The sequence below is a fragment of the Desulfobacterales bacterium genome (assembly GCA_029211065.1).
In the GTDB taxonomy this organism is placed as follows: Bacteria; Desulfobacterota; Desulfobacteria; order Desulfobacterales; family JARGFK01; genus JARGFK01.
Window position 1 is genome coordinate 1 of record JARGFK010000062.1, and the last position, 22,112, is coordinate 22,112.

The 22,112-nt window shown below is 52.2% G+C and carries 23 protein-coding genes; 17 read left to right on the top strand and 6 right to left on the bottom strand.

Annotated elements, in window-relative coordinates; translation table 11 throughout:
* A partial coding sequence (locus P1P89_14050) for a hypothetical protein (GenBank protein MDF1592634.1) occupies window positions 1-621 on the bottom strand: 621 nt, incomplete at its 3' end.
* A 163-nt stretch (window positions 622-784) separates the two neighbouring features.
* Window positions 785-1,018, bottom strand: coding sequence for a response regulator (locus tag P1P89_14055; protein MDF1592635.1), 234 nt, complete (start codon window positions 1,016-1,018; stop codon window positions 785-787).
* 588 nt (window positions 1,019-1,606) lie between these two features.
* On the opposite strand from P1P89_14055, the gene P1P89_14060 reads away from it, so the two are divergent.
* The 11 genes from P1P89_14060 to P1P89_14110 all read left to right on the top strand — a co-directional run bounded on the left by P1P89_14060 (window position 1,607) and on the right by P1P89_14110 (window position 13,926).
* On the top strand, window positions 1,607-3,265 hold the full coding sequence (locus P1P89_14060) for an ATP-binding protein (GenBank protein ID MDF1592636.1): 1,659 nt from the start codon (window positions 1,607-1,609) through the stop codon (window positions 3,263-3,265).
* Window positions 3,266-3,277: 12 nt separating this feature from the next.
* Entirely contained in the window at window positions 3,278-3,685 is a 408-nt protein-coding gene (locus P1P89_14065) for a response regulator (protein MDF1592637.1), read from the top strand.
* Window positions 3,686-4,050: 365 nt separating this feature from the next.
* The gene (locus P1P89_14070) at window positions 4,051-5,172 is read left to right on the top strand and encodes an ATP-binding protein (protein ID MDF1592638.1); all 1,122 of its coding nucleotides are present in this window, start codon (window positions 4,051-4,053) and stop codon (window positions 5,170-5,172) included.
* Between the two features lie 10 nt (window positions 5,173-5,182).
* Window positions 5,183-6,550 carry a sigma-54 dependent transcriptional regulator gene (locus tag P1P89_14075; protein MDF1592639.1) on the top strand — a complete coding sequence of 456 codons (1,368 nt, stop codon included), beginning with the start codon at window positions 5,183-5,185 and terminating at the stop codon, window positions 6,548-6,550.
* 705 nt (window positions 6,551-7,255) lie between these two features.
* The gene (locus P1P89_14080) at window positions 7,256-8,878 is read left to right on the top strand and encodes an SLC13 family permease (GenBank protein MDF1592640.1); all 1,623 of its coding nucleotides are present in this window, start codon (window positions 7,256-7,258) and stop codon (window positions 8,876-8,878) included.
* Between the two features lie 36 nt (window positions 8,879-8,914).
* Window positions 8,915-9,883, top strand: a complete 969-nt coding sequence (locus tag P1P89_14085) for a hypothetical protein (protein MDF1592641.1) — start codon at window positions 8,915-8,917, stop codon at window positions 9,881-9,883.
* A gap of 16 nt (window positions 9,884-9,899) precedes the next feature.
* On the top strand, window positions 9,900-10,358 hold the full coding sequence (locus tag P1P89_14090; GenBank protein ID MDF1592642.1) for a response regulator: 459 nt from the start codon (window positions 9,900-9,902) through the stop codon (window positions 10,356-10,358).
* Window positions 10,359-10,436: 78 nt separating this feature from the next.
* Entirely contained in the window at window positions 10,437-10,958 is a 522-nt protein-coding gene (locus P1P89_14095) for a CBS domain-containing protein (GenBank protein MDF1592643.1), read from the top strand.
* A gap of 139 nt (window positions 10,959-11,097) precedes the next feature.
* Entirely contained in the window at window positions 11,098-11,703 is a 606-nt protein-coding gene (locus tag P1P89_14100) for an MgtC/SapB family protein (protein ID MDF1592644.1), read from the top strand.
* Window positions 11,704-11,895: 192 nt separating this feature from the next.
* The gene (locus P1P89_14105) at window positions 11,896-12,855 is read left to right on the top strand and encodes a sulfite exporter TauE/SafE family protein (GenBank protein MDF1592645.1); all 960 of its coding nucleotides are present in this window, start codon (window positions 11,896-11,898) and stop codon (window positions 12,853-12,855) included.
* 282 nt (window positions 12,856-13,137) lie between these two features.
* The gene (locus P1P89_14110; GenBank protein ID MDF1592646.1) at window positions 13,138-13,926 is read left to right on the top strand and encodes a TSUP family transporter; all 789 of its coding nucleotides are present in this window, start codon (window positions 13,138-13,140) and stop codon (window positions 13,924-13,926) included.
* A gap of 49 nt (window positions 13,927-13,975) precedes the next feature.
* On the opposite strand, the gene P1P89_14115 is transcribed toward P1P89_14110, so the two are convergent.
* The 4 genes from P1P89_14115 to P1P89_14130 are packed head-to-tail and all read right to left on the bottom strand — an operon-like array spanning window position 13,976 to window position 17,837.
* Entirely contained in the window at window positions 13,976-14,353 is a 378-nt protein-coding gene (locus P1P89_14115) for a response regulator (GenBank protein ID MDF1592647.1), read from the bottom strand.
* Window positions 14,340-16,094: an ATP-binding protein gene (locus tag P1P89_14120; GenBank protein MDF1592648.1), complete on the bottom strand. Its 1,755-nt coding sequence runs from the start codon at window positions 16,092-16,094 to the stop codon at window positions 14,340-14,342. The genes P1P89_14115 and P1P89_14120 overlap by 14 nt, the downstream gene beginning before the upstream one ends.
* The gene (locus P1P89_14125) at window positions 16,091-16,453 is read right to left on the bottom strand and encodes a hypothetical protein (GenBank protein ID MDF1592649.1); all 363 of its coding nucleotides are present in this window, start codon (window positions 16,451-16,453) and stop codon (window positions 16,091-16,093) included. Before P1P89_14125 ends, P1P89_14120 begins: the two co-directional genes overlap by 4 nt.
* A gap of 7 nt (window positions 16,454-16,460) precedes the next feature.
* Complete coding sequence (locus P1P89_14130; GenBank protein MDF1592650.1) at window positions 16,461-17,837, bottom strand: sigma 54-interacting transcriptional regulator; 1,377 nt, start codon at window positions 17,835-17,837, stop codon at window positions 16,461-16,463.
* Between the two features lie 387 nt (window positions 17,838-18,224).
* Between P1P89_14130 and P1P89_14135 the strand changes: the two genes are divergently transcribed.
* From P1P89_14135 to P1P89_14160, 6 genes are read left to right on the top strand one after another with little or no spacing between them, the layout of a single operon-like run.
* Window positions 18,225-18,518 (top strand): hypothetical protein, encoded by a 294-nt coding sequence (locus tag P1P89_14135; GenBank protein MDF1592651.1) that lies wholly within the window; start codon window positions 18,225-18,227, stop codon window positions 18,516-18,518.
* Between the two features lie 36 nt (window positions 18,519-18,554).
* Window positions 18,555-19,133: a hypothetical protein gene (locus P1P89_14140; protein ID MDF1592652.1), complete on the top strand. Its 579-nt coding sequence runs from the start codon at window positions 18,555-18,557 to the stop codon at window positions 19,131-19,133.
* A complete protein-coding gene (locus tag P1P89_14145) occupies window positions 19,130-19,576 on the top strand; it encodes a response regulator (GenBank protein MDF1592653.1) in 447 nt (148 codons plus the stop codon). Before P1P89_14140 ends, P1P89_14145 begins: the two co-directional genes overlap by 4 nt.
* Window positions 19,573-19,893, top strand: a complete 321-nt coding sequence (locus P1P89_14150) for a helix-turn-helix domain-containing protein (protein MDF1592654.1) — start codon at window positions 19,573-19,575, stop codon at window positions 19,891-19,893. Before P1P89_14145 ends, P1P89_14150 begins: the two co-directional genes overlap by 4 nt.
* Before the next feature lie 37 nt (window positions 19,894-19,930).
* Complete coding sequence (locus P1P89_14155; GenBank protein ID MDF1592655.1) at window positions 19,931-21,664, top strand: sensor histidine kinase; 1,734 nt, start codon at window positions 19,931-19,933, stop codon at window positions 21,662-21,664.
* Window positions 21,657-22,049, top strand: coding sequence for a response regulator (locus P1P89_14160; GenBank protein ID MDF1592656.1), 393 nt, complete (start codon window positions 21,657-21,659; stop codon window positions 22,047-22,049). Before P1P89_14155 ends, P1P89_14160 begins: the two co-directional genes overlap by 8 nt.
* Window positions 22,050-22,112: the final 63 nt, after the last annotated feature.

Here is a 22,112-nt window from a genome sequence, read left to right on the forward strand (position 1 = left end):
GTTCTGGTCGCGCTGGATGGTAGCGACGATATTTTTCATCCGGTCGTCGGAGGCGCGGCTCAACTCTTCCTGCAAGACATCGTCCTGGATGTTCAGGCCGCTCTCCAGCATGAATTCCATGCGGCCGTCGCGAATCCGGAACTGGCGCTTCAAGGTGATATCGCCGGCAATGTCGCCGGAGGGGGATTCGTAGCGCGCCGGGCCGGTCTCGTAATCGTAGAACATGGCGGCAATCGGCGCCCGCCAATCATAGATGAGGTTCTTTTTCCGCTTCTCGTCGGAGAAGGCGTGGACGCCGACATACACCGCCAGCGGCTCGGTCTGGTCATCGCGGATGAAATCGAAGCGGCCGAAGTAGGGCGAAAGCAGGAGCTTCAGCAGCCGCTGTTTCCGGGCGAAAACGTTCTCGGCGACCAGAGCGCGATGTTCCAGGGACTGGCGGCCGGCAATCTTTTCCACGTGGTCCATGTCCGCCCGGTGTTCCCACAAATAGCTCTTCTGTTCGCGGATCTTCGCGGCGTGTTCCCGCAGGTCGGCGTCGATTCCAGCCACCGCGGCGCGCAACGCCTCCTGCGCATATTCGAGATTTTTTCTTTCTTCTGTTTCGGGCGTGCTTTTCATTAGGCGCTAAAGTTGATACTAATTGTTCTTCGATGCAGCTTCGTTAATTTTTTCCACCAGCTCGTTGATGGCTCCGCTCCGCGCAGCCATCGGCCCGGATGAGCAGCACGGCCTCGATACACTCATTTCAAGGTCGACCATTGCCGCCATCCATCCGAATTGATCAGGCTTCCCGCTGCTCATCCGGGCCGATATCAACCGGTTTCATCAGATAGTCGAAAAGTCCCCGACGCATTCCTCCGATGCCGCTGGCGGTGGAGCCATGGCCGGTCAGCATTATGACTTCAATGGCGGGATCGTGCTGTTTGATCATGGCCAGAGTCGCCAGGCCGTCCACTCCCGGCATTTTCAAATCTAAAATGATCACTTCGGGAGTCCAGCCGGTTTGAAAAAGCACGAAGGCAACGAGACAATTTGTCTTGTCTTGCCGGCCTCCCTTGATTGTCTCAACCTCTCATTATTCCATTTCTATTTGACAAAAATCTTTTCCGCAAGTAGAAAATATTAAGCAATATTTCGAGCGCGGGTTATTTCTGAAGGGAGAAAGATTTGGTGAGATGGGCCTGCGCTTGTTTACAACGGTAATTTTCACGATCGCAGGGCTTATTTCCGTCCCATTCAGCCGGGCCGCCGTGTGGTTTTCGAGCCTTGGCCGCCATTTTCCCGAACCCCGAAAAAACAATTTCCTATCACCTCACCTCACCTCCTCACCTAATGGGTGACACCTCTACCAGCAGGCCCCATCTGCTTTGTTATCGGCCTGCTCACATAGCGCCAGTGCAGTTCGCGGGCCTCTGCCGCGCATCTGAGGCACTGCCAACGGGTACATACCAGTTACTTATGGTACTTTTTAGCTCGCACTGTGAACGGCTACCACTTCTTGGCATGTATTATGCATGTGATTTTTGCATTGTTGCATGAATTATATAGACCTGCTGTTCCGGAAATTTTCCGCATATGAAATTCATCACAACGGGATATTTATATGGCAAGCAAGAAACACAGAATATTACAGCGCAAGATTATTTGCATGGCGTTGTTTTTTGCCATCGTGCCGCTTTCCTCTCTGGGGCTGACCATTTATTATCAGTTTCGCGTAGCCTATACTACGAGGATCATGCAAGATCTGAAGAATATGGCGGAAAACAGGCAGCACACCATTGCTATTTTTTTAAAAGAGCGTACGGCCCAGTTGTCATTGCTGGTGGACGGCTATACCTTCAACAGGCTCAAAGATCAGGAAGGCCTGGAAGAGGCGTTCTCTTCGCTCCAGAGACATTCTCGCTCTTTCGTTGACCTGGGCGTCATCGATGCCGATGGCCGACACCTGGCTTATGTGGGTCCATACAACCTCAAAAAGCAGAATTACAGGGATACGGACTGGTTTAACTTGGCGCTGGTAAACGACAAATACATCAGCGACGTCTTTATGGGGTTTCGAAAAGTCCCGCATTTTATTATTGCCGTGCGGGGATGGAGTGGAGATAAGCCGTGGATACTTCGTGCGACCATCAATTCCGAGGTCTTTGACAACATTGTCGGATCTGCCCAGGTCGGAGAAAACGGCGATGCCTTTATCATCAATAAGGAGGGTATCCTGCAGACCAAGCCTCGTTCAGGCGGGAACGTCCTGGAACAATCAGAATATTCCGGGTTGATAAAAGCCGGCTTTGGCAATCGCGTCGCGATGAAAGGTATCGGCGGTGAAAAAGCGCTCTTTGCCACAAGATGGATAAAAGACAAGACGTGGCTTCTGGTAATAAAACAGTCCCCCCAACATGAATTGCGTCCTCTCACCATAGCGCGGTTCATCAGCATCGTTGTCTTTGTGGGCGGTTTTTTTGTGATCCTGTTGTCGGGCTTTTTTATTACAAGGTTGATGATGGCCAGGTTGATTCAATCTGAACGCGAAAAGGCCGCACTGGATGACAGGCTTATTCAATCGAGCAAGATGGCTGCCTTGGGGAAACTCGCCGCCGGCATTGCTCACGAAGTGAATAATCCCCTGGCCGTCATTAAGGAAAAGGCTGGGTGGATACAAGATCTGCTTGAGGAGGAAGACGTCGCCAACAGTGTAAATTTTAAGGAATTTTCAGACAGTCTCGACAAGATCGATCGCCATGTTGAACGGGCACGAAAGGTGACGCATCGTCTTCTTGGTTTTGCCAGGCGAATGGAGCCGATGAATGAGAGAGTGAACGTTAACCGGGTGCTGGATGAAACCATCAGTTTTTTGGAAAATGAGGCCAAATTCAACAACATTGCCATTCTGACCGATTACTTTGAGGAACTGCCGGAGACCATGAGCGATTCCGCCCAACTTCAGCAGGTTTTTCTCAATATTCTTGATAATGCCATCGATGCCATTGGGAAAAATGGTGAAGTCAAGATCCAGACAACATATAATTCCGAAGAAAAATATATTGCCGTATTGTTCTTTGATAACGGTCCGGGAATTCCTGAAGAGGTGCAAAAGAAGATTTTTGATCCCTTTTACACCACCAGGGAGGTGGGCAAGGGCACTGGTCTGGGGTTATCCATAAGCTACAGTATCATGGAAAAATTGGGCGGCAGGATTTCCGTAGACAGTCAAGATGGACATGGAACGGTATTTACAATCATCCTTCCGATGAAGAAAGGATAAGGAGACGGATTCGTGCCGGAATTTAATGTGCTGGTTGTGGATGATGAGGAGGATTTCCGTGACACTCTGGTCAAACGTTTACGCAAACGAAACCTGGACGTGCAAGGGGTGGAAAGCGGACAAAAAGCCCTTGAATTGCTGGACAAGGTGCGGTTTGATGTAGTCATCCTGGACGTCAAGATGCCTGGGATAGACGGAGTGGAGACACTGCAGGAAATAAAAAGAAAAAAACCCTTGATTGAAGTGATTATGCTGACCGGGCATGGTTCCGTTGAAATGGGCATCCAGGGGATGAAACTCGGGGCATTTGAATACGTCATGAAACCTGCCGATATCGACGGCTTGATGGAAAAAATGCGGCGGGCGTGTAAAAAGAAATTCTTTCATGAGGAAAAAATTCGTCAGACCAAGGAACCATGAGCAGGCGAGGAACAGGTTTCTGACCAAGAAAACGAAAACAGAGGGTAATTATTCGTAACCGTTCACCCGGGTGAGCTAAAAGAGTACCACAACCACAGGCATTTAATCGTTTATCAGTGCCTCAGATGCGCGGCAGAGGCCTGCGAACTGGTGCTACGTGAGCAGGCCGATAACAAAGCAGATGGGGTGCTGCTGAACGATTACGATTATCCCAAGACAGCAGAGCCGCAATCAAACAACATGGAAGCATTGGAGGCGCCTGGCGCCATTTTCCTCTGCAACATTCTGTTATTGCACGATTATTTTAGCTTTTGATTGAAACATGAACACTGAAAGCGGAGCGCCGGCAAGTCTTGCACGAGGTATTGAATAATACATTTTACGAGAATATGATTGAAGGGACAACAATCCCTCTGATGGTTGTTAACGGGGCCGGCCGCATATTCTTTGCCAACAAAAGTTCCGAGGTCTTTACCGGCTATGACATCAATATGCTTCTGCAGCTTAACATCCGTGACCTCTGCGCTCCATATGAACAGGATCGTTATATCTTTTTTACCCTGCCCAAGATCAGGGAAACAACGGAAGTTGACATAGACCTGCTGAGAAATGACAGCCAGGTATTTATGGCCAGCATCTCCTTTGCCCCTTTTCAACACGAGCAAACCCCTTATCTGCTGCTCACCATGCAGGACGTGACGGCCAAACGTGTTCAGGAGGGCAAGACCCGGGCGGAGGAGGAACGATACCGCCGGCTGCTGGCGGAAAGAAATGTCCTGCAGGAACAGGTCAACCAGTCAAGCAAGCTTGCCTGTATGGGGGAACTCGCCGCCGGCGTGGCCCACGAGATCAACAATCCGCTCGGCATTATCCTCGGTTTTGTCGAGGATATGCTGAATGAAACCCCCGAGGACCACCCGCTCTTTGAAACATTAAAAATCATCGAACAGGAATCATGCCGGTGCGTTGGGGTGGTTAAGGACCTTCTCGACTTTGCCCGCCAGAAACCTCCGGAAAGGACATGCACCGACATCCGGCAACTCCTGGAAGATTCGGTCTCGCTGCTCAGCCCCCAGATCAAAAAACACAAGATACGGGTCATGAAGACCGAAGAGGAGGAACTCCCCTGTCTGGAGATTGATTCCCATCTTATCCAGCAGGTCTTTCTCAATGTCATGATCAATGCGGTCCAGGCGATGCCGGACGGCGGCAGGCTCGGGCTCGATATCAATCGTGTTGCGGAAAGGCAGCAGCAAGATGACCAATGCTTGATACGAGTAACCGTGACCGATACCGGCCACGGCATTGCCGCCAAGGAAATCGACCGTATTTTTGACCCCTTTTTTTCTACCAAGGGCAGCAAGGGAACGGGCCTGGGCCTTTCCGTCTGCAAGCGCATCATGGACGATCATTTCGGCAGAATCGCCATAGAGAACAACAAAAGCGGCGGCATCACTTGCAGTCTCTTTTTTCCTATTCATGACTGAGGGAGAAACAATGCTCGCAAAAATTCTGGTGGTGGATGACGAGCAGAACATGCTCAAACTCTTTCAGAAAATCCTCGGCAAGGAAGCCTTTACGATCAGCACCGCCGAGAGCGGCACGGAGGCCCTCGGCCTGTTGGATCAGGAGAACTTTGACCTTATTATCTCCGATATTCTCATGCCGAAGATGAGCGGCATGGAGCTGATGAAAGAGGTCAAGACCCACCATCCGGATATCCCCTTTATTGTCATAACCGCCCATGGCTCCATCGGCTCGGCGGTTGAGGCCATGAAGGCCGGTGCCTTCGACTATCTCACCAAGCCCTTCCGGAAAGATGACATTCTGCTGGTAATCAACAAGACCTTAAAATACAGCAGGCTCCATGATGAAGTCAGACGATTGCGCATGGAACTTAAGGAACGGGACTGTTTCAAGGAAATTATCGGCAACAGCAAGGCCATGGACGGCGTCTTGAAACTCATCAGCAAAATTGCCGACAGCCAGGCGACCGTCCTTATCCAGGGGGAAAGCGGCACCGGCAAGGAGTTGATCGCCAGGGCAATCCATGACCTGAGCAGCCGCAGGGATGAATCTTTTATGGGTGTGGACTGCAGCGTTCTGCCGGAGCATCTTTTACAGAGCGAACTGTTCGGACATGTCAAAGGCGCCTTCACCGGGGCGGTAAAGGAAAAAAAAGGATTGTTTTTCGCGGCCCACGGCGGCACCCTCTTCCTGGATGAAATCGGCAACATTTCGCCGGCCGTGCAGTTGAATCTGCTGCGGGTTCTCCAGGAAAAAGAGATAAAACCGGTGGGCAGCGTCACCAACATCAAGGTGGATGTGCGGGTGATTGTCGCCAGCAATGTCGATCTGCAGCAGGCTATCAGCAACGGCACCTTTCGCAAAGATCTCTATTATCGGCTGGCCGTGGTGCCCGTCAACCTTCCTCCCCTGCGAGAGAGAGCCGAAGACATCGCGCCCCTTGCCCATCACTTTATGCGCAAATATGTCAAAACCTACCAGAAGAATATCTCCGACATCACTCCAGGCGCCATGCATGCCCTCATGGCAAACCCCTGGCCCGGCAATGTGCGGGAACTTGAAAACTTCATGGAACGGGCGGTCCTTCTTAACTCGGGGCGGAGTATCGATGAGACTTCACTCTTTTTTCCCGCAACTGACGGGGATACGACCCAGCCTGGGAATGGTTTGAACTTACTCAAGAGTGCGACCCGGGACCTGATCCGAACAAAAGAAAAAAGGGCGATTGCGACCGCCTTGAGAGAGGCTGACGGCAAGAAGAACCGGGCGGCCAAACTTCTCGGCATCAGCCGCAGCACTCTGTACAGCAAGATGAAAGCTCTCGGTATAGAAAATTAATGGCGGAATTTATGGCCAGCCAAAGCCGCTTCTAAAAAATTCTCCCCAAAACCGTCCCGTCAAAAATGTCCGACATGTGTCCACTAAACAAAACACTGTCTTATTTATTGGACACAATCTGACCGGCCCCGGGTCGCCGGACCACCTTTTTTAGAATAATTCACGTTCACCGCAAGTTTTTTCCCGCGGCATCCTCGCTTTTACGAAAACTTTCACCACCACGCCGACCATAACAAACCAGGTGCGTCTTGCCAGGGTTTCGGCAGAACATGCCCGCGCCCTTATTTGATGATTTAATGAATTTTCATTCATACCTTGGCATGCTTTATGCTCTTTTTGCTATGCAGACGAGTTGACCTGCCTGGATTTGCGATGCAATACGATCACCAGGGCCGCGGGTGGAGCAGGCGCGCAAATTTAGACCTTTTGTGCGATACATTTACGTTTTAGCACCAGAAACTACCTGGCATAAACTTCGATGTTGTGGGTAGCTCGAATATGCCCCAGATGTAATTTTGAACTGTAAAGGGTCTTATTCCCGGTTCACAGGATCAGGAGTCACTCCGGTAACGGTTGCAACCGGAAGCATGAAGTTACCATGGCCAATCTAAAATGAACATTACCCCGGGCTGTTTTCAGCGGGAAAAATTCCGCAAAAAGAACAAATAGAAACAAAACCTACAGGCGAAAAGGAGGAAGGGTAAAATGGAACATGGAGTTTCTGCAACAGAGGGAGAGCATAAACTTTTTTCCCGCGAATGGTGGATCGGGGATGCGGGGCACAAGCCGCTTATCATCCTGGGGTTATTGGCGTTTTTTCTTTCAATCGTCTATGTGGTTCCGGTCCCGCAGAGCATGGTGAATCTGGCCCAGGAACAAAATGCCACGGGCGCTAAGTATTCAAGCGGCACCACGAATTATGTGGATTCCTATAAAAAGCTCATGAAGAAAAAGGAGCTGACCGCTGAGAAGATGGCCTGGCAGATGAAGCTCTGCGTGGCGGTTCTGTTCACCATCGCCCTGCTCTGGGGTACCGAGGCGATTTCCCTGGGGGCCACCAACGTCCTGGTCGGCGTGCTTCTGTATCTATACTGCCTGCTGCCCATTGGAGACATATCGAAGGCCTACATGAAGGATGCCGTCTTTTTTATCGCCGGGGTGCTCATCCTGGCGGCGGCCGTGGGCGTCACCCGGCTTGACCGCCGGATCGGCTTTATCCTGCTGGGGAAGATCAAATCGCTCAAGGGCTTCTGTTTTCTTTTTTTCCCGGCCCTGGCCATGCTTTCGAGCTTTCTGTCCGAGCATGCCCTGATCGCGCTGTTATGCCCCATCCTGGTCCTGGTGTACATGGCCGGCGAACAGGCGGGGTTGAACAAGAAACAACTGCACGCCCTTGCCTGCGCCCTGTTTTTAGGGATTTGCTTTGCCGGCAATATCGGCGGCTCCGGCTCGCCGGCCGTGGGCGGCCGCGCCGCCATCATGGTCGGTTATTTCAGCGAATACGGCCTGCCGATAAGTTTCGGCCAGTGGATGATGTACGGCCTGCCGATCGTACCCATCCTGGCCATGGCCTGCGGCCTGTGGGTGTATTTTTCCATGGTCGTGAAAACCGGCCCCGGTCAGCAGCTTAATATCGGCGAAGTCATGCGCAAGAACGTGGAGGGCATGGGGCCGCTGCGCGGCAAGGAACTGCTGATGGCCGTACTCTTTGCGGCCCAGATCTTTCTCTGGATGTTCGCCAGTGATACCCTGGGTCTCGGCGGCGCCACCTTTGTGGTGGTCTTCCTCATCCTGTTCTTACGGTTGATGACCTGGGAACAGGTGCAGAAAAGGGTGCGTTTTGATGTGGTCGGCCTCTATGCCGGGGCCTGCGCCATGGGTGTGGCCCTGAAATACACCGGGGCCGGCGTCTGGGTGGCCCGGGAGTTTGTCGGCCTCCTGCCGGACTATTTCTCCAGCGGCATGGGAATTGTCATGGCGGCCAGCATGGTCACCACCATCATTACCAATTTCATGAGCGACGGCGCCGCGGTTGGCGCCATCGGCCCGGTGGTCCTGCCCATGGCCGCCATGGGCGGCGTGCATCTGTGGAAGGTCGGTCTGGCCTGTTCCTTCGGCTCTTCCTATGCCCATGCTATGATCGTCGGCACGGTCAACAATGCCATTGCCTACGGCATGGCCGTCCATCCCGAGACCGGCAAGCAGCTCCTGACCCCCCTGGACTTTCTCAAATACGGTCTGCCCTTTGTGGTCATCTCCGTGGTCCTTTTGTGGGTCGGGGCATTTTACGGATACTGGCAGCTCCTGCCGTGGCCGGCGATTAAATAGCGGCATGATCAGATTGTGGACTATGAGGATGTGGACTTGAATGCAAAGATGCCAGCAGCGCCTGGCAGACAATGCGGCAGGCCTGGTCCCCGGCTGGGCAGATTCTGGGTTGCTGCCGGGCTGCTGGGGTTCTTGCTGATCGCAACCAATATGGTTGCGCGTGGCGCCGACAGCCGACTTTTTACGGATGCCGAGGCCCGTTTTTCCCTTGCCGTCCCTGAAACCGCGTTCAGGCTTGCTGCGGAGCAGCCAAGCCCGGTTTCCATGACACCGGCGCAGCTTCGATTGGCCAGGGAGGCCTTGGAAAAATATGATGCCCCCCTGGTTCTTTCGCAAGATCAGCCTGACCGAACCAATGACAGTCATCTCGTCATTCTGGGCATTAAAACCCACCGGCATGTAACACAGCGTTTCGGTTTTTATGAAGATTATTTATCCGCAGATGAGTTTTTTGACGTTGCCACGATCCTTAAATTTACCGACGCCATCCGCATGCGCCATATCCAGCAGGGGGCGGAAGACGCTGTCATTGAAAACCTGGTTCTGGGAAAAAAGAATGCGCGTATCAGCTTCACCTGCAGGTATGGATTTCCCGGGGAAGATGAGGTAAGAGAATACCATGGGGTTTATCTGGGTCGCACCCACCTTGTTTACCTTGATCTGCTGGTTGCCGCCGGTGCCGACCAGACCCTGTATGAAAGCCGGTTTCATGACATCGCCGCTTCCCTGGTCTTTGAGCCGGGTTTTGCGGCGCGAGAATCCTTGATCAGCGCTTTTATGAGCAAGGTGGCCGCATACGAAGTGTTTGACGTCCGGCTTTCCAGGATCGCCAGAGCAACGCTGCATATAGTTTTTATCATAGTCTTGCTGAACATTGCCCTTGATCGTCTTGCCGGCTTTCGGCAACGGCGCAATAAACAAATGAATTTGTTAGAAAAAAATAAAGGTATAGTCAGATTTGTCACCGTCCCGGTGGGGCTGCTTGCCTATCTGCTGATTATTTAACAATGGAGAAAACACCATGGATAACTTCAGGGTATTGATTGTTGATGATGAGGATGATTTTCGGGAAAGTCTGGTCAACCGTTTTGCAAAGAGAGGCCTGAGCGTCACCGGCGTTGAAAGCGGGGAGGAGGCCCTGAAAATATTGGGCGAAAAACTCTTTGACGTGGTTATTCTGGATGTCAAGATGCCGGGCATGGACGGCATTGAGACCCTAAGAAAAATGAAGATGATGAAACCGCTCATGGAGGTAATTATGCTCACCGGCCATGCCACCATTGAGTCCGGGGTTGAAGGCATGAAGCTGGGGGCCTGCGAGTATGTGGTCAAACCGGCGGACATCAACGTCATGCTGGATAAGATGCGTAAGGCCTACGAGAGGAAAAAGGCGCGGGAAGAGGAGATCATGCAGTGTAAGATCAGCGAGCTGGAAGCTCATCCGGGACGGGTCTTTAAACAGATCAAGGAAAAAAAATAATCGTCCGGCGCTCTCATCCGCCAGCCGTCCGGCCTTCACAATTACGGCAAGAATAAAAAGAATAAAAAGAGGTTTGTCATGCAAAACGATAAAGAGAGAAAGGTAAGGGACCTGATGATTCCCATCAAGGACTATGGCGCTATTTCCACGGAGCAATCCATCAAGGATGCCTTTGAAGTTCTGGATAATTCGGGACATCGGGCGGTCCTGGTTCTGGATGAAAAAAAGAAGCCGGTGGGAATATTGAGCGTCAGGGATATCCTTCTGGGGCTGGATCCGAAGTACAATGCCCAAAGAGGTGACGTCAGTTCAATGGGTGAATCCTGGTTTACCCGGGAAACATTCAAGGACTATCCGGTGTTTTATTACGAGGGCCAATTTTCAGGACAGTGCAAGGCAGAGGTAGAAAAAAAGGCCAAGGAGATCATGGCGCCCATTGAACTTACCATAGATGAAGAGGCCCCCCTCGCCGAGGCTGTCCACGTAATGGTGTCCGGTAATATAGGCCGTCTGCCGGTGCGGAAAGGTGACGAAATCATCGGCATGATCAGACTCATGGAGATCTTCAATGAGATGAAGAAGGTCATCCTCGGACATTAGAGCGGCGGCAAACAAAATATGCCGGCCGTGCTGAAAAAATATTAATCGCGGCGTTAAGGTGTCGGGTGTCAGGCATCAGGATACTGTTATTTGGGTGTTATCTGACACCTGAACAACATTAAAAAACATGGCTGAAACAATGGAAGTATTTATTGGCCTGGCATTGGGGGCCGAGACCACCGAAACGGTTCTTCGTTTGACGATGGGAGCGTTGTTGGGCGGAATCATCGGCTATGAGAGGCAGGTACATGGGAGGTCCGCCGGCTTAAGGACCCAGATGCTCACCTGCATCGCTTCGGTCCTGATAATACTGGTTTCCGAACATTTCTACCTGCTGAGCGTCATTGATCCCTCCTTCATCCGCATAGATCCGGGACGCATTGCCGCCGGCGCCATAACCGGCATCGGTTTTCTGGGGGCCGGTGTTATCATCAAAACCGGCGCCTCCATACAGGGTCTTACCACCGCGGCCTGTCTGTGGATGGTCTCCGCCATCGGCATTGCTGTCGGCACCGGCCTCTATATCCCGGCGGCGGTTGCCTGCGGACTGACGGTCATCAGCCTGAATATCGGGCGAATTATCGGCAATAAATCAACGAGTATTCTTTGCAGGAATCTTCCCGTTATCGCCGGGCAGGATTTTAAGGATGAACAGGTTTTATCCGTGTTCGGCAGACATAAGGCCATAATACATGACATTTTTTTAACTGCCTCAAGGCGTGAAATTTCGTTGATTATGAAATAGATATCCCGCGGGAAGAGACGGCCTGTCGTTACACCTTTTCCATAAAGAATTCCACGCCATTGAAGTTTCTCTTTAACGAAATTTCACGCCTTGAGGCAGTTAAAAAAGTGATTGTTAACAGTTGATTAATTCGTAACAAGCCGAATTCATCCGTAAAAAAGCTGTTTATTTGTTTTTACAAGGGGACCGGAGATGTATTTTCAGACGGCGGGCATAGAAGTAGCGTTATGGATACCCCCGCTCGTGGCTTTCTGTATCTCTTTTTTTACCTCCATGGGCGGGGTTTCCGGCGCCTTTTTGCTGCTTCCCTTCCAGGTGAGCGTGCTTGGCTTTACCAGCCCGGCGGTAAGCGCCACCAACCAGCTTTTTAACATCGTCGCCATTCCGAGCGGGGTTTATCGCTATATCAAAGAGGGCCGTATGGTGTGGCCGCTCACCTGGGCCGTTATTATCGGCACCCTGCCGGGGGTGCTCATCGGTGCGATTCTACGTATCCGCTATCTTCCCGATCCGAGAAATTTCAAGATGTTTGCCGGTCTGGTTCTCCTCTATATCGGCGGCAGACTGGTAAGGGACCTGCTGAAAAAAAAGACCGGCCCAGGCAACAAAGCCTCGGTGGAGGAGCAGTTTCAGGTCCTTGTTAAAGATTCCCGGCGGGCAAATGTCGGCAGCCGGACGGGAGGCAGGGATGAGCTGCCGCGGATTGTGGTCAGAAAGTTTTCCCTCTTCCGCATCGTCTATGATTTCCATGGCCGAACCTTTAGCATAAGCACCATGGGCATACTGTCGTTGAGCCTGGTGGTCGGCATTGTCGGCGGGGTGTACGGCATCGGCGGCGGCGCTATCATCGCGCCGTTTTTTGTCAGTTTCTTCGGGCTTCCGGTGTATACCGTGGCCGGAGCGGCGCTGATGGGCACCTTTGTCACCTCGGTGGCGGGTGTCGCCTTTTATCAGCTTATGGCCCCACTTTACCCGGGCATGGCCATAGCACCGGACTGGGCACTGGGTTTTCTGTTCGGCATCGGCGGCTTTGCCGGCATGTACTGCGGCGCAAGACTTCAGAAATTCGTGCCCGCCGGAATTATCAAATGGATACTTGCCTGCTGTATCCTCTTTCCCGCTATAAAATATCTGGTGGAATTTTTCAGATAATATTGAGCATCTTGCAAAATGAGCAATCTACTCCGATCGGCTAAAAATACCCTGTGCGGCGTTTTCAGTGCCAAATCGTCCTCGCCGTAGCGCTGCTAAGCCTCCGGTCGATTTCACACTTTATCCTTGCTCAGCGCATTTTTATCTCGATCTCGCTACGATCTTCATTTTGCAAGAGGCTCTATTGTAATGTAATTCCGGTGCTGAACCGCCAGCTTGCAAGGCAGGAAAAATCTTCTCCCCGCGGCCTGGTCACCTTCAACCTGTCTAGCGAGTCCTGCCATGGAATATCTGCTTGTTTCCGTTACAGCGCTGTTTGTTGCCGGTCTTACCTTTTTCTCGGGTTTCGGACTCGGCACCCTGCTGATGCCGGTTTTTGCCGTTTTCTTTCCGGTGAAAATCGCGATTGCCGCAACGGCAATGGTTCATCTGGCCAATAATATTTTCAAGGTTCTTCTGGTCGGCAGACATGCTAAACTGAAAATTGTGCTGCTCTTTGCCCTGCCCGGGGCGATTGCCGCTGTCTGCGGCGCCTTGCTGCTCAATTATGTTGCCAGTTTTTCAGTCCTTGCCGAATATGATCTTTTCGGCGGAACAATTTACATTACCCCCGTAAAAATAGTTATTGCCGGCCTGATAATCACTATCGCCGGCGTCGAGTTAAGCCCTTATTTCCGGCATATTGCCTTTGACGCAAAATTTATTCCGCTGGGCGGCATTCTTTCCGGTTTTCTGGGCGGCCTGTCCGGTCATCAGGGGGCGCTGCGCACGGCCTTTCTCGTCCGTGCCGGCCTGGACAAAAGGTCATTAATCGGTACTATGGTCGTTGCCGCCGTGGTCGTGGATCTCTCCCGCCTGGTCATCTATGGCCTCACCTTCCTGCATCATGATTTTTCCGTCCTGCGCGAACAGGGAGTCATCGGCCTGATAATGATTGGGTCATTCTCGGCATTTGCCGGTTCATTCGCCGGTTCGCGCCTGCTGGGGAAAATGACCATAACCGGACTCCGGCGATTCATTGCCATGATGCTGATTATGCTGGCGTTGGCCATGGGCATCGGGATAATATGAGATATGATGTAAACGAGAACTCACTAATCCAAATTATTTGCGTCTAAAATTAAGGTCCGTGTTTGTTTGCAGCCTCGTTAATTTTTTCCACCAGCTCGTTGATATCAACCGGTTTCATCAGATAGTCGAAAAGTCCCCGACGCATTCCTTCGATGCCGCTGGCGGTGGAGCCATGGCCGGTCAGCATTATGACTTCAATGGCGGGATTGTGCTGTTTGATCATGGCCAGAGTCGCCAGGCCGTCCACTCCCGGCATTTTCAAATCTAAAATGATCACTTCGGGAGTCCAGCCGGTTTGAAAAAGCACGAAGGCCTGGTCAGCGCTCTCCACGGCCTTGCTTTCATAATCTCGCAGATCAAGACGTTCCGCCAGGGTAGTGGCAAATTCCATTTCATCGTCTATGATAAGAACCTTAATTTTTGTCATTGCCGGTTTCCTCTGTATTATCCGTGACGGCAGGAAAAAGAATGCTGAATGTCGTGCCGACTCCCGGCTCGCTGTTCACGGTTATATCGCCGCCGAGTTTTTTCACTATCCCATAGGAGATCGACAGGCCAAGCCCTGTCCCTTGCTGGTCTTTGCCTTTCTTGGTGGTAAAGAACGGTTCAAAAATGTTTTTCGCAATTTCCGGCGCAATGCCGGGGCCGTTATCGCTGATATCAACCTGGAGCGTTCCGCGCGCCGTTTCCTGGACGGAGATACTGATTTCGCCGCCTTCGCCCACGGCATCGATGGCATTGTTGATGATGTTCAGAAATATCTGCTGCAGTTGTCCCCGGTCACTCTGAATGGCCGGCAGATTGGGGTGAAAGAATTTTTCGATCGTTATATTGCGATAGGCCGCCCCCTTGTCGAGAAATCCCAGGACTTCCTCAATAACTTCAGGGAGTGCGATTCGTTCAAGCTTAACCTCCATGCGGCGGGCAAAACTGAGAAGGCGGTGGGTGATCACCCGACTGCGGGACACCGCGTTTTCCAGCGAATCGAGTTGCGCGAGGAATTTTTCCCGGTATGGGAAATCATTGGCCTGTTGCAGCAGATCCTTCATCAGGCCGGTTTTTTCATTGATGATGGCTAAGGGATTATTGATCTCATGCGCCACGCCGGCGGCAAGACGGCCGATGGAAGCGAGTTTGCCGGTATGCTCGGTTTCCTGGAGGATGAGTTCGCGTGACTCTTCCGATTTTCGGATGCTCGCTGCCAGGAAAGTGGCGACCCTGTATGCAACCGCTCCCGACAGAACGAAGCAGATTAAAAAAATGAGCGCCAGTTGGCTCCGAAAGGACAACCAGGTTTTTTTGTGAAAATAACCCTGGTGATCCTGGACCAGTATCCATGGGGTACCCCGCACGTACCCGATCGCCCGGATAGCCGATTGCCCGCCTTTCTGATCGGTTAGCATGGTGATTCCGCTTTTTTTCGGTTTGATCTTCAGAACCACTTTGCTGTTCACCCGACCGTAATAACGGGATGAACTTTGCAGAACCCCCTGCTCGTTAATCAGAAAAATATCGTCAACCGCCTCGTTGTTCACCGCGGAAAGAAATCGATCCAGGGTCTCGGTGTCGATGCTCGCCCGGAGCGTCCAGCATCCCCTTGCGTCCGGATTCCTTTTGCTCGCCGCAATGACAAAATGTGGGATATTTCGATACCCCAAAAACACCTCGCTGACAAAGACCTTTCTGGTCAAGGCCTGATTGTACCACGGACTGTCACTGTAATTCTTCCCGGCCAGATCATAAGGACCGGCATAAGACAACTGGGTGCCATCCGGCCCGATCAGACTCAAGTCGACCAGCCCTTTATGCTCCGCCTTTAAGTTTAAGAATATTTGGCCGAAAGTTTTGGGCTTGACAAGCTCCTGGATTGTATAGGCGTCGGAAACGACGAGGATGGCGGCCTGAAGTCTTTCGAGATACGCTTCAATGGTCTGGCGGGCATTCTCCGCGCTCCAGCTTGCATTGATAAATGTCTCTTCCTGCAGGAGTTTTCTGTACTGAATAAAACTGATGCCGACCGTCAGGCAGAGCGGGATCATGGTTATAAGCATCATGGTGATAAGCAGACTGCGCTTCAGGCAACGGGATCGATCCTCAATGGACAAAGAGGCGCTGTCGGTCCCGCAGAAAAACCAGTCTTCCCGGGAACGCGGAAAAAATCTTTTCATTGTTTACTCCCTCCTTTTGTCCGGGCGGATTTTTTCACAATGTCGCCCGGGTGCAGTGTGTCGTCAAGCACCTGTCTTATGACATCCTCGCTCTTGCCGATGACCCGGTCCAGCACCGTTACTCTTTTCCAGGTGAGAAACTGACAATGTTCTTCCTCGATGCCGCCGCAGACCAGGATGGAAATATCCTCCTTGAGGATCAGCCCGCAGAGTTCGTCCGCCGAAGGCCCGGGAAGAAGCATGGACTTCGGGTTGCCGGATATCTGCTTGTTTTCGCGGGCCACGATAAGCACCTCGGTGGCCAGGTCAAAACGTGGGGCAATCATGTCGTTGGTCAGGGTCAGGAGGATTTTTGTCATGGCGCCTTCATCCGATTTTGTGCTGTTTGATTTTCCGCCACAATGTGCTTCTGCCGCAGCCAAGCAGTTTGGCCGCTTTCGTGCGATTGCCGTTGGTTTTCGACAGGGCGGTCAGGATTTTCTGCTTTTCTATTTCAGGCCAGCTGGCTCCCGTTATGGGGATGTCATTCGAGACGGGTGTGCCGGCTGAGGCTTCCCGGCGGTTTTTTCCCATTTCATCCGGCTGCCTGGTTAGAGCGGGGGGCTTCGGTAACAGGATATTTGTCGGCAGGTGATTGATGTCGATCCAGCCCTCTCGGCACATGCTGACCGCAAATTCCACGATATTTCGGAGTTCCCGGATATTCCCCGGAAAGTCATAACTTTCCAGGATGTCATAAGCCTTCCTGGTAAACCCCTTGATGTTCTTCTTGGCCCCGGCGCTGATCTCCCCAAGGAAATGATCAAGCAACAGCCTGATGTCATCACCCCGCTCCCGCAATGGGGGTAGATGAGCCCTTAGCACATTCAGCCTGTAAAAGAGGTCCTCCCGGAAGCCGCCGTCCTGGACCAGCTGTTTCAAATCGCGATGCGTCCCGGTGATAATGCGCACATCCACATTGGTTTTGCTGGTGCTGCCGAGGGGGAAAAATTCCCGGTCGTCGAGAACGGTGAGCAGCTTGACCTGCAAGAGCAACGGCAGATCTCCTATTTCCGTAAGAAAGATCGTGCCGCCCTGGGCCAGGCGGAACATGCCGGGTTTATCGTTGTGCGCTCCGGTGAATGCGCCGCGCTTGTGCCCGAAAAGCTCGGATTCAAGCAGGCTTTCGGGGATGGCGCCGCAATTGACCTTGATGAATGGATACTGCGCCCGCTTGGAGACCCGATGGATGGTCTCCGCCAGGAGATCCTTGCCGGTGCCGGTTTCGCCGGTAATAAGAACAGTGGCGTCGGTGGCGGCCAACACCGGCAGCAGTTCGAAGATTTCCTGCATTCCCCGGCTGTGTCCTACAATCCCCCCTGGAGTAGAGCGATGGTGTACCTTTTCGTCAAGCTCACGTAGAAAGGTGATGTCCTCCACAAAAACAAGCAGACCGGCGATTTGCTCCTTTCTGTCCTTCAGCGGCGAGGCGCTGATGCGTACGGCGACCTTCTTGCGCGCGGCGCTGATGGTGTTTCCTTCATGGGAAAAAAACTTTTCGTCCTCAAAAGCGGCGCCAAGCTCCTTGGCGCCGACGTCGGCCCGGAGAATATAGTCGATAAGTATTCCTTGTGCCTCGGAGGCGCTGTAGCCGGACAGGTTTTCCAGCGCGCTGTTCATTGCCTGGATGCGCAGTTGCTCGTCCAGGATGGCTACGGCGTGAGGGATGCCATTGATAATATTGTTAAGTGGAATCTTTTTCATAAATTCGAAGAAATAATCGTTTCGTCCCTGTTCTGGAGAAGATGCTTGCGGAATGCTGTTCCGAATTGTTCCACATTTTACCCCGCCGGCAGAACAAAATCAATCATTGTTTTGCCGGGGTCCTGGCTTATTCCTATGAGTTTGCAAGACAAACCGTATGGCAGCCTGGTTGCGGCGCCACTGCCCGAGGGAGTGGCTTTATGGATTGCGCACCATTTGTTTCAAGATGTTTCTGTATGTCTCATTCGGTTTCGAACTCGGACCGTGGATTTTGCCGCGATAACATAAATAGTTGATTGTACGTGAAATTTCTTCGTGGCATGTTCTTTGCTTAAGATTAGCGATGAAGTGTTGAGTTACTCATGCCATCAACAAGGAGAAACCGTCATGAAGATCACGACCGACATGAAACGGAACTGGATGACCGCAATCACTTTCGCTGAAGCAGGGGAATGGGATATTGCCCGTGAAATGATGCCTGCCTCGCGGCCAAACGCCAAAATAAGCTGGCTGCAAAAAATATTCATGGCCGTGACCTTTGCGGAAGCCGGACTCGACCGGGAGGCTCTGCTCTTTCTTGATGAACATCCTGTTCCGCAGGCCAAAAATAGTTTTCTCGATGTGGTCGGCTTAAGCGGCGTTCGGGTCACGTATGGACTTCTGCCGGCTGAGATTTCGTAATCCGATTGTGCAAGAAAATATGAGGTTCGTGCGGCCGTGAACTGGAATAAGTCCCTGTTCCTGATTCTAACCGATGACCAGGCGCTCAAGGATACTCTAGGCCTGAAGTTGAAGGAGTGGGGTGCGGACGTTTTCTGCCTCGGAATCGGGGAAGTTTTCCCTTCTCAGCGCAAGGCAATTGATGTCGCACTGATCGATGTCCGGCAAAAGGCAACTGAAGCCCTGCACTATTTCAACACGATTAAACCGCTGATGCCCTTCGCGGAAGCATTGATCGTCAATCGAAGCGGCAACATCAGCGGGTCGATTGAGGGCATGCGGTCCGGAGCCGGAGACGAGTTGCTGGTGCCGTTTGACACCGTGACTTTAAGAGAAAGAATTAATAAGGCGCTGAAACGGAGCAGGAAAAGGCAGAAAAAACAGGCGAAACGCTCAATCTTTTCGGTTTTTGAAGATGCGATGAGTGCCGCCACCTTTGCCCAGGCCAGCGAATTCGAGACAGCCCTGGAAATACTCAATGGTTCCAGCAGCAGCACAAAAGAGAGAGGTTTATCCGCCAAGAAAGATCCGGGCAAAAACACAGGCGATTCCGACAGAGAAAAGGAGAAGAAATGAGCGACATCAAACTCTTACTTGTTGACGATGAAGAAGATTTCGTCAGAACCCTGGCCGAAAGACTCGAACTGCGCGATCTGGCAAGCAATACCGCTCTTGACGGCCAACAGGCCATTTCCGTTGTCGACGGTTGTGAGCCGGATGTCATGATTCTTGACCTGAAAATGCCCGGAATAGACGGCATGGAAGTGCTCCGGCGGGTGCGAAGCAAGTACCCGAAAATTCAGGTCATCATTCAGACCGGTCACGGCAACGATCTTGACGAATCCGAAGCGCGCCGGCTGGGCGTCTTTGATTATCTGAAAAAACCGGTTGACATCGAGTTGCTGGTCGATCGCATCCGCGCCGCGGCTCAGGCCAAAAAAAAGATCGGGAGCATGTCGGCGGCGGCCTTTGCCGAAGCGGGCGAGCATGACACGGCCAGGGAGCTGATGAAAAAATGAAGGAGAGAAGAAAAAGAAAACCTGTGGCCGGCTCCATTCGTCCAGCTTCTTTGCGGTCCAATGGAACGCACCTGGTAATCAGCGGAATCGATATCGTTGTCAAAGAAATTGATCGCCCAAAAATCCAATCGGCGCACCTGCCTTCGGACCAGCATTTCCCTACCCTGCAAGAACTGGAACGAGAGTATATCCACCGGGTGCTCTCTCATTTTGACTATAACCGCACCAAGGCGGCGGAGGTCCTTGGCATCGATCGGGTGTCATTATGGCGGAAAATCAAAAAGCATGAGGCCTCGACCGGCCAGAGCAAGGGCTGATGCTGCCTGATCGGGAAGAGGTTGCGGGGAGCGGGGCATGAAATTGTACAGCGCCACCATTCCCGCCGACGCGTTGAAAGTGCGCTCCAAGACCTCGTATTACGCCAGGCAGAAAAATCTGTTCGTGATGCTGGTCATTGTCATTTCGCTTACACCGCTTCTGGTTATCAGCTGGACATCGTCACATTTCTACCGGCAATCCTGGCAGAAACAGACATCCCTGTCACTGGCCAGTCTGGCGGAAAGCAGAAAGGAGGTCATTGATCTCTTTTTGTCCAGTCAAGAGGATATTCTTTCAAGCCTGGTTGCATTGCATTCGAAAGCCGAGCTGGAAAAACCGGGGGCGTTAAATAAAGTTTTTGCAGCCATCAATTCCAGCAAGGTCATCATCGATCTGGGCGTGATTGATGAATCGGGCCGTCATCTCGCCTATGTCGGCCCATTCAAACAAAAGCTGCTTGATAAGAATTATGGCGCCAGCCCCTGGTTCTCGGAAGCGATGAAAAACGGCAGATACATCAGTGATGTTTTTGAAGGATTCAGAGGGGTGCCGCACTTTGTGGTCGCGGTTGCCTCGCCGGACCGGTCGTGGTTGTTGCGCGCCACCGTTAATTCGGAACTATTCAATAAACTGCTTGAAAGCGCCGAAGTCGGCCCCGGCGGCGACGCCTATCTCGTTAACATCGGAGGTGAATTCCAGACGCCGAGTCGGCTTGGCCTGACTGCGTTGCCAAAGGCGGAGCAAGCCATGCTCATGCAGGCGGGAGAAGGAGGCGATGTCCACGCCTGGCAGAACAGCCTTTATGCCACAGCCCGGCTCAATAACGGTGCCTGGCTGCTGGTGCTTAAAACCGATATCGACACCTCGCTCAAGGAATTTTATCAGGCGAGAAACCGTGATTTTGTGATCATTATCTGCGCCGCATTGATCATTCTCGTGGTCTCGACGGTACTGATTCGCACCATGGTCAACCAGATTGAAAAAGCCGACGGTCAGAGAATCGGTTTGCTGAACCGCATCCGCCAGGCCGAAAAAATGGGCCTGGTCGGCCGGTTGGCCGCTGGGGTGGCCCACGAAATCAATAACCCGTTGCAGATCATCGGCGATCAGGCCGGCTGGATTGACGAGCTGCTTGATGACGACCGGGAACGGCAGTTGGAAAACCTTAAAGAGTACAGGAATGCGGCCGGTAAAATCAGGGACCAGGTGAAGAGGGCCAGCGCCATCACTCACCGGCTTCTTGGCTTTTCCCGCAAAGAGAGCGGACGGGGACTTGTCGACCTGAACAAATTGCTGGACGAAACCGTGTCTTTTCTTGAAAACGAAGCGCGGAAACACCGGATCCTGATCAGGAAAAATTTTTCGGAAATCGGTCAGGTGTTCAGCGATGGAGCGCAGCTTCAACAGGTAATTCTCAATATTTTAAATAACGCCATCGATGCCGTTGGCGAAGATGGCGCGATAACCGTGTCGACCGGCAGAACAGCCGACAGACTCACCATTGAATTCGCGGACACCGGGCCGGGGCTCTCCGGGGATGACCTCAAAAGGATCTTCGACCCGTTTTTCACCACCAAGGAAAAAGAAAAAGGCACCGGGCTCGGCCTTTCCATTTCATACAGCATCATGCAGCGTCTTGGCGGCGAGATTCTGGCCAGAAACGGGGAGACAGGGGGAAGTGTGTTCACCGTCGTTCTCCCGGCCGGGAAATCAACGGACACCAAAAGCCTCCCCAGAGGCGATATATCAAAGGGCTTATGCAATGAATAACCCATCTCTTTTGATAGTCGACGATGAAGAAGATTTCGTCTCCACCATGATGAAAAGACTCAGGAGACGGAGTGTGCCCTGTCAAGCGGCCCACAACGGAAGTGCGGCCATCGATTCAGTACGGAAGGGTAACTTCGATGCGGTGTTGCTCGATATGGGTTTGCCCGACATGGACGGCAACTCGGTGTTGCGTGAAATAAAAAGAATCAAGCCGGAGATCCGGGTACTGATCCTCACCGGACAGGCCTCGGTTGTCACCGGAGAGAAAGGTTTGGCGGAAGGGGCCGCCGAATATCTTCTTAAACCGGTAGAGTTCGAAAACCTTCTCGCAAAACTGCTTGCCGGCAATGAAGAACAGGCACGTGGATCCCCAGAACCGTCTTGAGATGGAAACCGGTAGGTTCAGCGAAGCGCATTCAAAATACTCAATATTACTTTTTTATTATTA